We start from the raw sequence: 16048 nt of genomic DNA on the forward strand, positions 1-16048 counted from the left end.
GTAGTAACTTATTATATTTACATCTTTGTAAAAAGAGTTTGCAAATTTACGTACAATATTCTTTAAAATGAAATCAATAATTCACTATATATCAACACTTTGTATTGTATTAACATTTGCTAGCTGTGGAAAAGACAGTACAGAAAATAAAGACCATCTTGTTTTTCGTTACAATGAAAGTGCTAATATCACTTCTCTTGACCCTGCTTTCTCAAAAGTACAATCAAACATCTGGGCTTGTAACCACATTTTCAATGGTTTACTACAACTGGACGAAAAATTAAATATCCAACCCGATATTGCCAAATCTTGGACTATTTCTGCTGATGCGAAAACCTATACTTTTAGGTTGCGAAATGACATCTATTTCCAAAAACACATCTTATTTGGTAAAGACAGCACCAGAATTGTAAAAGCCTCCGATTTTGAATACAGCCTCAACCGATTACTAGACGAGAAAGTAGCTTCTCCCGGTGGTTGGGTTTTACAAAACGTAGAAAGCTTCAAAGCACAAAATGACAGCGTTTTTGAAATCAAACTAACCAAACCTTTTCCCGCTTTTCTAGGTTTAATGGCCATGAAATATGCCTCGGTCGTACCAAAAGAAGTGGTGTCCCATTATAGTAGTGAATTTCGTTCACACCCTATAGGAACAGGTCCTTTCCAAATGAAACTATGGGAAGAAAACGTAAAACTGGTCTTGCGAAAAAACCCTTTATTTTATGAAAAAGACGAAAAAGGAAATTCACTGCCTTATCTAGAAGCCGTTGCTATTACTTTTTTACCAGACAAGCAAAGTGGTTTTCTACAATTCATACAAGGAAAATTAGATTTCACTTCCGGTCTTGATCCTTCCTATAAAGATGATATTCTGACCCAAAAGGGAGAACTACAGCCCAAATACAAAAACGAGATTAACCTGATTACTGGGCCTTACCTTAATACCGAGTACCTTGGATTTAGAATGGATGGCAACAACAAAGCAGTATTAGACTTACGTATTCGGCAAGCGATGAATTACGGTTTCGACCGCCAAAAAATGATTACCTATTTGCGAAATAATATGGGAACGCCGGCAGTAAATGGAATTATCCCTGCAGGTTTACCCAGTTTTAATAATGCCAAAGGATACTCCTACGATATCGAAAAAGCGAAAAAATTAGTGAATGAGTATAAGAAAGCTACGGGTGACAAAAATCCTGTTATTCAATTAAGCACGAATGCTTCTTATGTAGACATTGGAGAGTTTTTGCAACGAGAGTGGCAAAAAATAGGATTAGACGTTCAGGTCGATATAAGTCCTCCTTCTACGTTGCGTCAAGCTATTTCTACCGGTAAAGTTTCTTTTTTTAGAGCGAGTTGGATTGCTGATTACCCTGATGCTGAGAATTATTTATCGCTGTTTTACAGTAACAATTTCTCTCCAAACGGACCAAACTACACTCATTTTAAAAATGAAGAATTCGATCGTTTATACGAACAAGCGTTTAAGGAAACGGATGATCAAAAACGTTTTGTTTTGTATCAAAAAATGGACAAAATCATTATTGACCAAGCACCAATAATTCCTTTGTTTTATGACAAAGTAGCCCGGTTTACCAGAAAAAATATCACAGGCTTAGGAATTAACCCCTTGAATTTATTGAGTCTAAAAAAAGTGAGAAAAAAATTAAATCAATTTTAAAGAATAAGATACTAGACACGATCACAGTACTCTATTAAAAATTATTAGGAGTAATAGTAACAAATCATAGATTCCTGCATTTACTTTTAAAAAAAGACTTATTTTTGACGTGTAAAGAAAATTTGTCGAAGAAATCCTATCGAAAAGCCACAACAGCAAATTAAAACTCAACTATGAAAAATTTATACTCAACACTATTTTTAATTTTTTCCTGTATTACAATTTCACAAGCTCAAAGCAATAATATTACATCATCAAACCCATTTCCCACATTAAGCACATTGACTACCTGGGCTACTTACAATTCTCAAACTAAATTTGATTTAGAAATTAGAGCTTTAGGATTTACATTTGAAGAAAAAACAGCAGCTACAGCAACGACCTCCTATACTTACATTCGCAAAACTGCAGTTAGCAACATTAACTATACCGATCGTATTGTGTATAAAATTGCCAATAACAATTCTGCAAGTATCATTTCATTAGTAACCGCTTCAACTGATTTAGTTAGTTTTTACACGCCACAACTAATGAGTTATAAAAGTATGAAATGTGAAAATGAAATGGCCAAAGATGCTAAAACGACTTGCTCATGTTTCGAAAATGCTAAATTTTCAATAGATATTTGTGACGAAAGAGTAAAATTATCAATGGGTGACGGTAATACCTATTTCCTTTCAGTTGCAATAAAATAAAGCTGTATTTTTAATTTAAGATAAAACGTCTTACTACCTCAGCAACACCGTGGTCATTATTTGAGGCAACAATAACATTCGCTCTGTCTCTTAATTCAGGAGTAACGTTATCGACCCAAACACCTAAGCCCGCATATTCTATCATCGTCAAATCATTCCCTGCGTTCCCAACAGCGATAATTTCACTTTGCTGAATACCCAGTTTCTCTGCCAATATTTTTATACTTGCTGCTTTGTCTATACCATTTTGCGCCACTTCGAGGAAAAAAGGTTTTGACATACTCACGCTCAAATGAGGCATGGCTAGTTTCAAGTCCTTCTCCACTTCTTTTAGATAACTTGGCTCTTCCAATAAAATACATTTCACAGCCGATGAAGTAACAGCAGCCTTGAAATCCAATACTTTATTGTGCAATAAACCTGTAATATTTAGCTCAATATCGATATACTCTGAATTTGTTTCGCTCACTACTTTACCATCAAGATACGTAATGATATGCGTTTTACTTTTTATGCTATACTCGTACAACTCGTGTATTTGCTCCTGCGTTAAGGTTTGTTCAAAAATCACTTTGTCCTCTTTTAAATCGGTGATTACAGCGCCATTATAAGAAATCATATAGGAATTGTCCATTTTCAATTCCTTGGCATAAGCGGTCATTGCAGGCGTTGGTCTCCCCGATGCCAAAATAACATACACTCCTTTTTCCTGCGCTTGTAAAAGCATTTCTTTATTTTCTTCCGAAATTTTATGGTCGTCTGTCAACAAGGTATCATCCATATCTATAACCAGCATCTTATATTTCATCTATTTTATTATAATTGTGATGTAAATCATTAAAAAAGAAAACCCTGATATCATAATTGACAGCCAGGGTTTAATTTGTATGAATAATCAATTCTTTATTAAATACTTAATCTAAATTCTTCGATAACTGGATTTGCTTTTGCAAAATCAGTTTCCTGTATGAAAACCTCAACAGCCGAACCCGAACTTCCAAAACCCGCTAATCTAGCAGATTGAATATTATCTTTCATCACTGTATCAACACCTGCTGCTTCAATTTTTTCTTTTAAAGCCAATGCTAATATTTCACTTCCTGAAAACACTTTCATTAATCCCATGGTAATTTATTTTATATTATTTTGTATCCTCTTCTTCCTCATCCTCTTCTTCGCCTTCTTCTATTTCGAATAGATAAGGCTCTACCATCATTTTATCAGCAAGACTTTCTATTCGATCTGAAAGTCGATCTGCAAAGATAATGCGTTGTGTTTTACTGATACTGTTTGACATACGCATCAGTTTCGTTTCATGACGTAATTTCAATATAGGATCTGCATCATCAATAATAAACATTTTCAATCTGTTTACATTAAAACCTGCAGTGGTAAACATTTCGTTCAACTTAATTGGAGTCCCTATCAATACATCAACTCCACCTGAAATATAATTTTTGTCATATTCCATATCACCTCTATCGTGCACTCCGTATACTACTAGATCAGTATATCTTTCGAATTTTTCGAAGATAGCTTCCATTTCTAACACCTTGGCTTTATCTTCTACAATAATCAAAGCACGAGGCGACTGTTCTCCCTCGCAAACTAACTGCTGGATCACATTGATCACAATAGTGGTCGATTTTCCGCTTCCCTTTGGCGCAATAATAATACAATCTGCACCACTTTTCAAAGCAGAAAAAGTATCTTTTTGTAAAGTGTTAGCCTCGGTTAAACCGTTATCAACTAATCCTTCTCGTAACTTTTCGTTTATTTTCTTTAATTTCATTTGGTATTATTGAAAGAGTAAAAAACAGTAAAATTGAATTCCAATTGCTGTATTTTAATCATTAATTTATTTTTATTTACTAGCAAACAGCTTCACGTCATTTTTAGAAATTTCACTTCCTCCAAGGATAATCAAACGTTCCACTACATTACGTAGTTCCCGAATATTTCCAGTCCAATCGTATTCCTGCAATAGTTTAACAGCGTCTCCAGAAAACTTCTTCACTGCATTTCCTTGCTCAGAAGCAATTTTGTCTGCAAAATGCGAAATCAGCATCGGAATATCTTCGCGTCTTTCATTCAATGAAGGCACTTTGATCAAGATAACGGCCAGCCTATGGTATAAATCCTCACGGAAACGACCTTCTGCAATTTCGACTTTCAAATCTTTATTGGTAGCCGCCATGACACGAACATCTACTTTAATATCTTTATCTGCTCCTACTCTTGTAATCATGCTTTCTTGCAATGCACGCAGTACTTTGGCTTGAGCCGAAAGACTCATATCGCCAATTTCATCCAAGAAAATAGTTCCTTTATCTGCAGCTTCAAATTTACCAGCACGATCTTTTACTGCTGATGTAAAAGCTCCTTTTACGTGTCCAAACAATTCGCTTTCTATCAATTCAGAAGGAATCGCAGCACAGTTCACTTCAATTAAAGGAAAGTTTGCGCGTTCACTTTTTTCATGCAATTGATGCGCCACTAGTTCCTTACCCGTTCCGTTTGGCCCCGTTATAAGTACACGCGCATCTGTTTGGGCTACTTTATCAATCATCACTTTTATGTGCTCAATTGCTTCGCTATCCCCAATCATTTCGTAATTCTTGCTGACTTTCTTTCTTAAAATCTTATTTTCAACTACAAGTTGTTTTTTGTCCAATGCATTTCTGACCGTATTCAACAATCGGTTTAAATCCGGTGGTTTTGAGATATAATCAAAGGCACCCAGTCGCATTGTATTGATAGCCGTTTCCATATCACCATGACCAGAAATCATAACAATAGGAATTTCTGGTTTTATTTTTTTGACTGCTTCAAGTAATTCGACACCATCCATTTTTGGCATCTTTATATCGCACAAAACAAGATCGTAATCGTTATTTTTTATTTTTTCATAACCAGCCACACCATCCTCTGCATCTTCAACCTGATAGGTATCGCTCTCTTCAGAAAGTATTTTAGTCAGTACTCTTCGAATAGCGGCTTCGTCTTCTATGATTAATATTTTACTCATATCTATTTTGATTATTAGTATTTGGCTTTTTGAAGTTCCGTCTCAACGAAACAACAAGCAACCAAGTAAACTTTAATATTTAAGCCATTTGTATAACTCTTTCCACGTTGGTTTCTTTCCGTACATCAGGATTCCCACACGATATATTTTTGCTGCAAACCAAACTACTGAAAAGAAAGTGGCAAATAACAAGCTTACCGAGATGGCAATTTGCCACAAAGGTACGCCAAACGGAATTCGCATTAACATAACAATAGGCGATGTCAGCGGAATCATCGAAAAAACAACTGCTAGAGTACCGTGCGGATCATTGATTACACTAAAAAATCCTACATAAACACTCAGCATTAGAGGCATAATGATAGGCAGAAGAAATTGTTGAGAATCGGTTTGATTATCAACAGCGGCACCAATTGCAGCGTAAAAAGAGCTATATAAAAAGTATCCGCCAATGAAATAAACTACAAAACCAATCAATATACTCGCAATTGGCAAGTTCCACAACTCCTTGATATACATTTGTGCAGTACCAGACAATTCATGCTGTGCCTGATCCATCAATTCAGGTGAAACCCTTGCTGTTGGACCAACATTTACCCCAAAAAACAAGGAAGCAGCAAACATCAGCGAAAGTCCTATTATGGCCCATATAAAAAATTGAAGAATTCCTGCCAGTGAGGTTCCGATAATCTTACCAATCATCAACTGAAATGGCTTTACCGACGAGATAATTATTTCGATAATACGATTTGTTTTTTCTTCTATCACACTTCTCATCACCATATTACCATAAATGATAATAAACATCATAATCAGGTATCCAAATCCACCTCCAATGGCAATTTTTATTTCATTAAGCCCTTTTACACTTTGCTCACCTGAAGCCTTTGCCAAGCTTATATTAACCTTTGACTGGGCATTTCTAATCGCCAAAGTATCCAAATTTGCTTCTACTAGATTGGTTTTAGTGATTTTATTGGCAACGATATCCTGAACCTTTTCTATAAACGATATACTCGGACTACTGTTAGATATAAATTGAATTTTATTTTCTAAGTCGGCAGCATTAGTGGTATTCGGGATCAGCAACAAACCCTCATAATTTTCATTAGTGATACTATCTTTTAAGAATTTAGAATCAATTAAAGATAAATCAAGGTATTTATATTCACTTTTCGGATTGTTTTGCGCGATAAACTCTTTCACAAACAGACCCGACTCATCATGAATCGCAATTCGTTTTGTTTCTGCTTTCATCGAACTTAAATACCCCACAAATGCGGCAATACCCACAAATAGCAGCGGACTTAAAAAGGTCATAACTATAAAAGATTTATTACGCACTTTGGCAATAAACTCTCTTTTTATGATTAATGAAATAATACTCATTTAGATTTATGATTTATGATTAACGATTTTAGATTTCAGAAATCTAAAATCATAACATTAAAAATTATTTACTTTTCGCTTACTGTTTGAATAAAGATATCATTGACACTTGGGATTTTTTCGACAAAATGCGTGACTTGTCCTCTTTGTGTCAAGACCTGCAGCAATTCATTTGGCATAGCATTACCCAATTGGATTTCCAGTTTCAATTCTTTGCCCAGAGATTTAAAATTCGCAGGAGAAACCGTAAACTTCTGAGTGATATCATACATCAGACCTTCTACATTCTCAGATACAATACCTACCTCAAAACTATTGGTTTTAAATTGGCGTTTAACATCGTCTAACTTTCCTTCAATCAGCTTATTTGATTTATGGATTAGAGCAATATGATCACACAATTCTTCGACACTTTCCATACGGTGTGTAGAAAATATAATCGTAGCTCCCTCATCTCGCAACGCCAGAATTTCATCTTTAATTACATTTGCATTCACTGGATCAAAACCAGAAAAAGGTTCATCAAAAATCAACAATTTAGGTTTGTGCAAGACACAAACGACAAATTGAATTTTTTGAGCCATCCCTTTAGAAAGTTCTTGAATTTTTTTATTCCACCACCCTTGAATTCCTAATCTATCAAACCAATATTCCAATTGTTTTTTGGCTTCTGCTTTTGACAGCCCTTTCATTTGAGCCAAATACAAACATTGCTCGCCTACTTTCATACTCGTATATAACCCTCTTTCTTCTGGAAGATAGCCTATGTATTGTACGTGTTTGGGCTGCAGTTTTTCACCGTCAAGGATGATCTCACCGCTATCAGGCAACGTAATTTGATTTATGATTCGGATTAAAGATGTTTTTCCGGCACCATTTGGACCTAAAAGCCCATAAATACTGCCTTTAGGAACCGTTAATGAAACTTCGTTAAGCGCCACATAATCACCATATTGCTTTACGACTTTATTGACTTCAAGTAGAGTACTCATGCTGAAATTTGAATTTGTGTAAAAGTAAATAATTAGTATCGAAATAGATATAATTGTTACATAAAAAAACCCACCCTCATTTTCACAAGGATGGGAAACTTATATTTAATTTTTAACCTTTATAAAAATTAAGAAAACATATCTTTTACTTTCTCGAAAAATGATTTGTCTGATTTTTCAGGATTTGGAACAAAATGTTCATCACTCATATTATTTTCGAAAAATAACTTTTGCTCTTTACTCATTGTTTTAGGAGTCCATACATTTACATGCACTAATAAATCACCACTTGCGTAACCATTTATATTTGGAATACCTTTTCCTTTAAGTCTAAGAATCTTACCAGATTGAATTCCTTCTTCTAATTTGATTCTAACTTTTCCGTTTATAGCTTCGATATCTTTGGAAACTCCAAGAATCGCTTCAGGAAAACTAATGTATAAGTCATAATGCAAGTTCTCTCCTTCACGCTTCAAAAACTCATGTTCTAACTCTTCGATAGCTACAATTAAATCACCTGGAACACTGTTTCCTGGCGCATCGTTTCCTTTGTTAGAAACTTTTAACTGCATTCCATCAACAACTCCCGCAGGAATTTTTATAGAAACCGTTTCATCTTCAACAATCATTCCTTGAGAATCTGCTTCTGACGGTTTTTTATCTAGAATCTGACCTGATCCACCACAAGTAGGGCAGGTAGATGCTGATTGCATTCTTCCTAGAATCGTGTTAGTAACACGCATTACTTGTCCTTGACCATTACAAGTAGAACATGTTTTATAAGACACACCTGGCGCCTGAACTTTACGTTTTACTTTTACTTTTTTCTCGACACCATTAGCAATTTCCTCTAATGTCAATTTTACTTTGATTCGTAGGTTGCTTCCTTTAGTTCTGCGTTGAGCTCCGCCTCCGCCTCCAAATCCGCCACCACCACCAAAGGCGCTACCGAAAATATCACCAAATTGGCTGAAGATATCATCCATGTTCATTCCAGCATGACCTCCGCCTCCGCCAAAACCTCCAGAACCATCAAAAGCTTGATGACCATACTGATCGTATTTTGCTTTTTTGTTCGGATCGCTTAATATTTCATAAGCTTCAGCAGCTACTTTGAACTTTTCTTCTGCCGATTTGTCTCCAGGGTTTTTGTCAGGGTGATGTTCTAATGCTTTTTTTCTGTAAGCTTTCTTTATCGCTGCTGCATCAGCACCTTTTGAAATGCCTAATATCTCGTAAAAATCTTTTTTCATCTTTATTTTTTCTTGTGAAAGTACGGACGCGATTAACTGCGTCTAAACCTGTCTACATTACTGCCCTATAACAACTTTAGGAAATCGAATAATTTTATCTCCTAATTTATATCCTTTTTCAAGAACATCTACAATTTTCCCTTTCATATTTGGAGCAGGAATTTGAGTAATTGCTTCAGCAAAATCAGCATCAAATGAATCACCAGCTTTAACATCTACTTGTTCTAATCCTTTTGAAACTAGCGTGCTTTTCAATTTTTCATGAATAAGCTCTACTCCTTTCAATAGTAATTCGTCTTCTGATTTAAGTATTTCGACCAATGCTCTGTCAAAATCATCTAAAACAGGTAGCATTGCTAAAAGAACCTCTTGATTTGCTGTCTTATACAAGTCAATACGTTCTTTTGAAGTTCGTCTTTTGTAATTTTCAAATTCTGCAAATAATCGTAAATATTTATCTTTTTCTTTCGCTAAGTCTTGTGTCAATTGCTCCTCAACACTTAACTCATCAGCAACAATTTGTTCTTCAGTCGCATTGTTATCTAATGTTACATCATCCATCTCTTTATCGATTTCTGTATTTTCAGTAGTCATATTACCTGTATTTTTAAAAATATTCTTAAACTTCATTTTTTTTACTTTTCTTTGAATTGCAAAAGTACTGCCAATTCTAACTAAATGTCAAATTGTCATTCTTTTTTTTAGTAGCAATTATTTACGATAGATGGAATTATAGTCTATCTTTTTTACAATTATTTAAATTTTAATAAAATTTTAAGACTATTACGATTTTCTTTCTATAAGTTTGTTGTCGGTTCTAATCTAGATTAAATTTTTAATCTGTTAAAAAACAAATTTAAGGTTGGTTTCTAAATATTATTAATTCAAGAATACCTTATATTAAAAAAAGCTTTGTTTACTAACAAAGCTTTTTTTTTATGCCTAGAATTTAATTTACAATAACCCGTTTTTCAAACCTTCAAAATCAAGAGAAACCTGCTCTCCAGTTACTAAGTTTTTAAGTGAATACGTATTTGATTCAATTTCCTGCTCTCCTATTATTACCGCAAAAGGAATATTTCTTTTATCAGCATGTTGAAACTGTTTTGCCATTTTTGTATTATCCGGATACAATTCTACTTTTATCCCGGCAGCTCTTAATTTTTGTATTGTCTGTAAAGCATAAAAAGCTTCGGCATCACCGTAATTAATAAACAACGCTTTTGATGTTGCTGTAACCGTTTCTGGGAAAAGATTTAATTCTTCGACCACCAAATATATACGATCCAATCCAAAAGAAATCCCAACACCACTCATGTTTTTCAATCCGAAAATCCCAGTTAAATCATCATATCGACCTCCACCACCGATGGAGCCCATAGCTACTTCTTTAGGAGGCGCTACTTCAAATATTGCACCAGTGTAATAATTCAGTCCACGAGCAAGTGTAACATCAAGATCTAGTATTGCCGATGTTAATCCCAATTTCATTACATTTCCGCAAATAAAACGCAATTCTTCAACTCCTTTCATCCCTTGATCTGAAGAAGCCAAAAGCAGCCCTAGTTTTTCGATTTTCTCAGCAATTGTTCCTGTGAAATTAAAAAGAGGTTGGACTTTTTCTATCGCTTCTGCTCCAATTCCCTTTTCTATCATTTCTTTTTTTACACCATCCTCGCCTATCTTATCTAGTTTATCAAGCGCAACAGTAAAGTCAATCAGTTTATCAGAAGCACCAATCACTTCAGCTATTCCTGATAATATTTTTCTATTGTTAATTTTAACGATCACTCCTTTCAAACCTAATTCGGTAAAAACAGTGTCATAAAGTTGCACTAATTCTACTTCTTGCCACAAAGATTTAGACCCAACTACATCAGCATCACATTGAAAAAACTCTCTAAAACGCCCTTTCTGAGGTCTATCAGCACGCCAAACCGGTTGGATTTGGTATCTTTTAAAAGGGAATTCGATATCATTTTGATGTTGCACTACATAACGAGCAAAGGGAACGGTCAAATCATAACGCAAGGCTTTCTCTGAAATACTCGATGTCAACTTTGTACTGTCTTTATTTTCTAAATGCGTAGCATTAGCTTTCGCCAAAAAATCCCCAGAATTTAGAATCTTGAAAATCAAACGATCTCCTTCTTCTCCATATTTTCCCATTAAGGTTTCTGAATTTTCAAACGATGGTGTTTCTATTGGTTGAAAACCAAATTTCTCAAAATTATTCTTAATGATTTGGATAATATATTGACGTTTTGCCACCTCAGCAGGTGAAAAATCTCTAGTTCCTTTAGGGATGCTCGGTTTTGATGCCATTGTTTTTAATTTAGGATTTATAATTTAGGATTCAGGATTTAAACAGATGGTAAACAATTCCCAATTCGTAAACTCCCAATTCGTAAATTCAGATTGCAAATATCTTATTTTTAAAATAAATAACACTCCTTCCAAAACAAACTTGTAACAAAAATTGTATTTTCGTGTCAAACTACCATGATGCTAAATTTATTCAAAGAAAACGTACGAATTGCTTTTGGTTCTATTAGGACCCAAATATTGCGTACCTCGCTCACCGTATTAATTATCGCTATAGGAATTACAGCTTTAGTGGGTATTCTGACTGTGGTTTCTGCCTTGGAGAACACTATCTCTTCTGATTTTGCATCCATGGGAGCCAATACTTTTAACGTCAAGCAATACGAAAACACAGCGCAAAGACGAGGAGGAGACGAACGTGAAATTATAAATCCTATTATTTCCTACCCCGAAGCAGTCGATTTTAAAAATAAATACGATTATCCCTTTACAGAAACTTCCCTATCCTTTACGGCAACTTCTACTGCAGAAGTAAAATATGAAGCGACAAAAACAGATCCTGAAATTGCAGTTGTTGGTGTTGACGAATATTTTATGACCAATTCCGGTTTAGAAACAAGCTTGGGGAGAAATTTTACGGGTTTTGATATTGACAACAACAACTATGTTTGTGTAGTAGGCTCTGATTTTGGTAAAGGACTACTTAAAGACATTAATCCCATTGGAAAAACAATATCGATACGCGGCGCCCGGTTCAAAGTAATAGGCATCCTGAAAGAGAAAGGTTCCACTTTTGGCAACAAACAAGATTTACGAGTTTTAATTCCGATTCAAGTCGCCCGATCCTTATTTACGGCACCAAACATTAATTATACCATGAGCATTATGGTTTCCAATAAAGAATTATTGGACCAAGCCATAGACCATGCCATCATTACCATGCGTAATGTTCGAAAGTTAAGCCCAGTTAGAGACAATAATTTTGGGGTTGTGCGCAGTGATGATCTTATCAATAGAATCCTTGGGATTACCAAATACCTTGGCTTAGCTTCCTGGTTGATAGGAATTATTACTGTTTTAGGATCTTCTATTGCCTTGATGAATATCATGATTGTTTCGGTAACTGAAAGAACACGAGAAATAGGCGTTAGAAAAGCATTGGGAGCCAAAAGATCCACCGTTGCCATTCAGTTTTTCATAGAGACTTTACTCATTGGTCAACTGGGAGGTATTGTAGGAATCATTTTAGGTATTTTAATCGGTTTCGGAATAGCAACTGCATTAAGCTTTGCATTTGTTATTCCTTGGGGCGCCATAATGGCTGCTTTTTTCACTAGTTTCATGGTTGCTATCGTTTCCGGATTGTATCCTGCTATTAGAGCCGCTTATCTAGACCCGATTGAAGCTTTGCGATACGAGTAATTCTATGACAAACCAGGTCTTTTATTGACTTTTAAAGAGTTGCTAAAAATCTTAAATCGTCCCTCGTAACATTCTGTCATTGCCATAAATATCTTTTCGTAATTCAATGTTTTTGAAATTCATATTCTCCAGCAAAGCGACCATGTCTTTCCCTAAATATTGATTAATCTCAAAAAATAACTGTCCGTTGTCCGAAAGATTTTTCTTTGCCAATGCTGCGATTATTTTATAAAAAATCAATGCATCATCATCTTCTACAAAAAGAGCCAAATGAGGTTCGTTATCCAAAACATTTTTCTTTATTTCCTGTTTCTCTAAATTCCGAACATAAGGAGGATTCGAAACAATGATATCAAATTGTTCCTTTAAATCCTCTGTCTCTAGAATATTCTGGGTTATGAATTTTACATCTACTTGGTTTAGAATAGCATTTTTTTTGGCTGTGGCCAAAGCCTTTTCAGAAACATCAATTGCGTAAACTTTAGCATTCGGTATATTTTTAGCCAATGAAATAGCCATGCACCCGCTTCCCGTTCCAATATCTAGAATCTTTAAATCTTTCAATTCTTCAACCTTTGAATTTCCCTTAATAATCCATTCCACCAATTCTTCGGTCTCGGGTCTCGGAATCAATACGTTTTCATTTACTTCAAAATCTAATCCATAAAAACTAGTTTTCCCCAGTAAGTATTGAATGGGAATCTCCAACTTCAATTGCTCTAGGATCGAACTCCAAAGTATTATTTCCTTTTCCGAAAAAACCAACTCGGGATTCAGAGCTAAATCAATTCTTTTCAACTGACGCTTTTCCTCTAGTATCAGGTAAAAAAAACTCTCGGCTTCACCTTCATCATAAATCGGAAGTAGTTCTTGAATAAATTGGCTTCTGTATTCTTTAATTTTCATGGTGTTTGTATTTCAACTTTCTGAAATAAATTTTTAAACTACTCCTTCTTATTTCTATTTCAATATTAAAAAAGGAACAAGGAATTTTGAATGTTCAATTTTGGAATTTTATAACTTCTTAAGCATCCAAACTGGACAAGAAACATGACCCGTACTTCCCATGGGAGCATCGATGTATTCGAAACCTACTTTTTTGTATAATTTTTGAGCATCATGCATAAAAGGCATTGTTTCCAAATAACAATTTTCGAAACCAAAATCTTTCGCGCTTTGCAGACATACAGCCATTACTTGACCCCCTATCCCCTGACCACGTGTTTCAGGCAAAAAATACATTTTTTGTAATTCGCAAATGGTTGCAGCTTCATTTTCAAGAGGAGCCACTCCCGCCGAACCAACTATTTTTCCATTATTTTCAACAACATAATAAACTGATTTGGGTTTATTGTATTCCTCAAACATTAAGTCTAAATACGGATCAGCATAAGCCGTCCCTACTTTTGGGATATTCAATTCATCAAAAACCGCTCTTATTAACTGAGCAACAGCTTTATTATCTCTTTTTTCTATTTTTCTAATAATCCAATTTTCCATTCTGTATAACTGCTTGTTTATAAAAAGACAAAAATAGAAATTGTTTACCGTTATTTTCAGAAGTTTCAAAACTAATCCCAAAGATTATAGGCAAACCCCAAAAATAACTACTTTTGCATTGTGAAGAGACATGAAAAATACATCCAGCGATGCATCCAATTAGCCAAAAACGGCCTAGGAACCACCTATCCTAATCCGATGGTGGGTAGCGTAATTGTTTATGAAGATAGAATTATAGGAGAAGGCTGGCATAAAAAAGCGGGAGAACCTCACGCCGAAGTAAATGCCATCAATTCCGTCAAAGACAAATCCTTATTAAAAAAAGCAACCATTTACGTAAGCTTAGAACCTTGCAGTCATTTTGGAAAAACACCTCCTTGTTCTGATTTAATCATAAAAAATGAAATTCCACAGGTAGTTATCGGAACGGTTGACCCAAATATAAAAGTGGCGGGAAACGGAATAAAAAAATTAATCGAAGCTGGAATAGAAGTAACCGTTGGGATTCTTGAAAACGAATGCCACGAACTGAACAAACGGTTTTTTACTTTTCATCAAAAGAAAAGACCCTTTATTATTTTAAAATGGGCAGAAAGTCAAGACGGTTTTATCTCTCCCAAAACAAAGTCAGAACAAAAACCGGTTTGGATCACTAACAGCTATTCAAGGCAATTAGTTCATAAATGGAGAAGTGAAGAACAGGCAATTCTTGTGGGAACGCAAACAGTCATTGACGACAATCCAAAATTAGATGTAAGAGACTGGTCGGGAAACAATCCTACCAGAATTGTTTTGGATCAAAACAGTCGCATAGCAGAAAATAGTCATATACTTGACAATCAAGTAAAAACAATTATTTTTTCAAAAACAAAAACGAATACCGACAAAGAAAACCTTACCTTTGAAATCCTTGATTTTAAAAAAAACATAGCAAGCCAACTGGCAGATGCCATATACAAACATCAAATTCAATCGGTGATTATTGAAGGAGGCCGGCAAACACTGCAAACTTTCATTGATGCTAATCTCTGGGATGAAGCACGAGTTTTTAAAGGCAATATCTTTTTTAAAGAAGGCACAAAAGCTCCGATACTAAGCGGATCTTATTTGGAAAAACACATAATAGTTCAAGATGAACTTCTAATATCCAGAAACCATGATTAACGCAATTATTTTTGATTTTGGAGATGTATTTATTAATTTAGACAAACAAGCTACTGTTGACGGACTACGAAATTTAGGACTTACGGAGTGGAATGACGATTTAAACCAGTTGAATATTCAATTTGAAACCGGTAAAATATCCCCTGAAAAATTCATTGGCGGCATTCAAAAACACATTCCGACTGCTAGTACTGATGAGATTTTAAAAGCATGGAATGCCATTTTACTAGATTTCCCTTTATATCGATTAGAATTTCTACAAATGCTATCTAAAAAATACCGCTTGTTTTTACTCAGCAACACTGATGCAATACATATCGAAACATTCGAACAAAATAATGGTGCGTCTTTTTACGGTGATTTTTACAAGTGCTTTGAAAAAGTTTATTTTTCGTTTGAAATAGCGATGAGAAAGCCAAATCTTGAAATTTACAACTACGTTTTAAACAAACATGATTTGCAAGCAAAGCGCACTCTATTCATCGATGACAAAAAAGAAAACACAGACGCTGCGCTATCACTAGGGTTTCAAGTATGGAATTTACAGGTAGGCCAAGAAGATGTGGTAGACTTATTCAATAAAAATATAATTTAGA

Annotated in this window: 16 protein-coding genes; 5 read left to right on the forward strand and 11 right to left on the reverse strand. The window is 34.9% G+C overall.

The genetic code is table 11. From position 1 onward, the window contains the following. Nucleotides 1–67: 67 nt before the first annotated feature. Entirely contained in the window at nt 68–1684 is a 1617-nt protein-coding gene (locus BMW63_RS03285; RefSeq protein WP_074721250.1) for an ABC transporter substrate-binding protein, read from the forward strand. Between the two features lie 173 nt (nt 1685–1857). Beyond that, on the forward strand, nt 1858–2379 hold the full coding sequence (locus BMW63_RS03290; RefSeq protein ID WP_074721252.1) for a hypothetical protein: 522 nt from the start codon (nt 1858–1860) through the stop codon (nt 2377–2379). Between the two features lie 10 nt (nt 2380–2389). Here BMW63_RS03290 and BMW63_RS03295 read toward each other — a convergent pair whose 3' ends face one another. The 9 genes from BMW63_RS03295 to hisS form a co-directional block, all read right to left on the reverse strand. Further along, nucleotides 2390–3187 carry a Cof-type HAD-IIB family hydrolase gene (locus BMW63_RS03295; protein ID WP_074721254.1) on the reverse strand — a complete coding sequence of 266 codons (798 nt, stop codon included), beginning with the start codon at nt 3185–3187 and terminating at the stop codon, nt 2390–2392. A gap of 98 nt (nt 3188–3285) precedes the next feature. Continuing rightward, a complete protein-coding gene (locus BMW63_RS03300; RefSeq protein WP_074721256.1) occupies nt 3286–3504 on the reverse strand; it encodes a putative signal transducing protein in 219 nt (72 codons plus the stop codon). A 16-nt stretch (nt 3505–3520) separates the two neighbouring features. Next, on the reverse strand, nt 3521–4171 hold the full coding sequence (locus BMW63_RS03305; RefSeq protein WP_074721258.1) for a DEAD/DEAH box helicase: 651 nt from the start codon (nt 4169–4171) through the stop codon (nt 3521–3523). Between the two features lie 72 nt (nt 4172–4243). Next, nucleotides 4244–5407: a sigma-54-dependent transcriptional regulator gene (locus BMW63_RS03310; RefSeq protein ID WP_074721260.1), complete on the reverse strand. Its 1164-nt coding sequence runs from the start codon at nt 5405–5407 to the stop codon at nt 4244–4246. 72 nt (nt 5408–5479) lie between these two features. Further along, a complete protein-coding gene (locus BMW63_RS03315) occupies nt 5480–6796 on the reverse strand; it encodes an ABC transporter permease (protein ID WP_074721262.1) in 1317 nt (438 codons plus the stop codon). Between the two features lie 68 nt (nt 6797–6864). Further along, entirely contained in the window at nt 6865–7788 is a 924-nt protein-coding gene (locus BMW63_RS03320; protein ID WP_074721264.1) for an ABC transporter ATP-binding protein, read from the reverse strand. Nucleotides 7789–7916: 128 nt separating this feature from the next. After that, nucleotides 7917–9041: a molecular chaperone DnaJ gene (gene dnaJ, locus BMW63_RS03325; RefSeq protein ID WP_074721266.1), complete on the reverse strand. Its 1125-nt coding sequence runs from the start codon at nt 9039–9041 to the stop codon at nt 7917–7919. 57 nt (nt 9042–9098) lie between these two features. Further along, nucleotides 9099–9671, reverse strand: coding sequence for a nucleotide exchange factor GrpE (locus BMW63_RS03330; protein ID WP_074721268.1), 573 nt, complete (start codon nt 9669–9671; stop codon nt 9099–9101). A gap of 324 nt (nt 9672–9995) precedes the next feature. Then, nucleotides 9996–11366, reverse strand: coding sequence for a histidine--tRNA ligase (gene hisS, locus BMW63_RS03335; protein ID WP_074721270.1), 1371 nt, complete (start codon nt 11364–11366; stop codon nt 9996–9998). Between the two features lie 177 nt (nt 11367–11543). Between hisS and BMW63_RS03340 the strand changes: the two genes are divergently transcribed. Continuing rightward, the gene (locus tag BMW63_RS03340; protein WP_074721272.1) at nt 11544–12788 is read left to right on the forward strand and encodes an ABC transporter permease; all 1245 of its coding nucleotides are present in this window, start codon (nt 11544–11546) and stop codon (nt 12786–12788) included. 51 nt (nt 12789–12839) lie between these two features. Here the strand turns inward: BMW63_RS03340 and prmC are convergent, their stop codons facing one another. Then, nucleotides 12840–13694 (reverse strand): peptide chain release factor N(5)-glutamine methyltransferase, encoded by an 855-nt coding sequence (gene prmC / locus BMW63_RS03345; protein WP_074721274.1) that lies wholly within the window; start codon nt 13692–13694, stop codon nt 12840–12842. A 108-nt stretch (nt 13695–13802) separates the two neighbouring features. Then, nucleotides 13803–14288 (reverse strand): GNAT family N-acetyltransferase, encoded by a 486-nt coding sequence (locus BMW63_RS03350; protein WP_074721276.1) that lies wholly within the window; start codon nt 14286–14288, stop codon nt 13803–13805. 120 nt (nt 14289–14408) lie between these two features. Between BMW63_RS03350 and ribD the strand changes: the two genes are divergently transcribed. Together ribD and BMW63_RS03360 are read left to right on the forward strand one after the other, a co-directional pair. Continuing rightward, on the forward strand, nt 14409–15452 hold the full coding sequence (ribD, locus tag BMW63_RS03355) for a bifunctional diaminohydroxyphosphoribosylaminopyrimidine deaminase/5-amino-6-(5-phosphoribosylamino)uracil reductase RibD (protein ID WP_074721278.1): 1044 nt from the start codon (nt 14409–14411) through the stop codon (nt 15450–15452). Beyond that, entirely contained in the window at nt 15445–16047 is a 603-nt protein-coding gene (locus BMW63_RS03360; protein WP_074721280.1) for an HAD family hydrolase, read from the forward strand. The genes ribD and BMW63_RS03360 overlap by 8 nt, the downstream gene beginning before the upstream one ends. The last annotated feature ends 1 nt before the right edge of the window (nt 16048 follow it).

This window comes from Flavobacterium frigoris (genome assembly GCF_900111075.1).
Lineage (GTDB): Bacteria > Bacteroidota > Bacteroidia > Flavobacteriales > Flavobacteriaceae > Flavobacterium > Flavobacterium frigoris.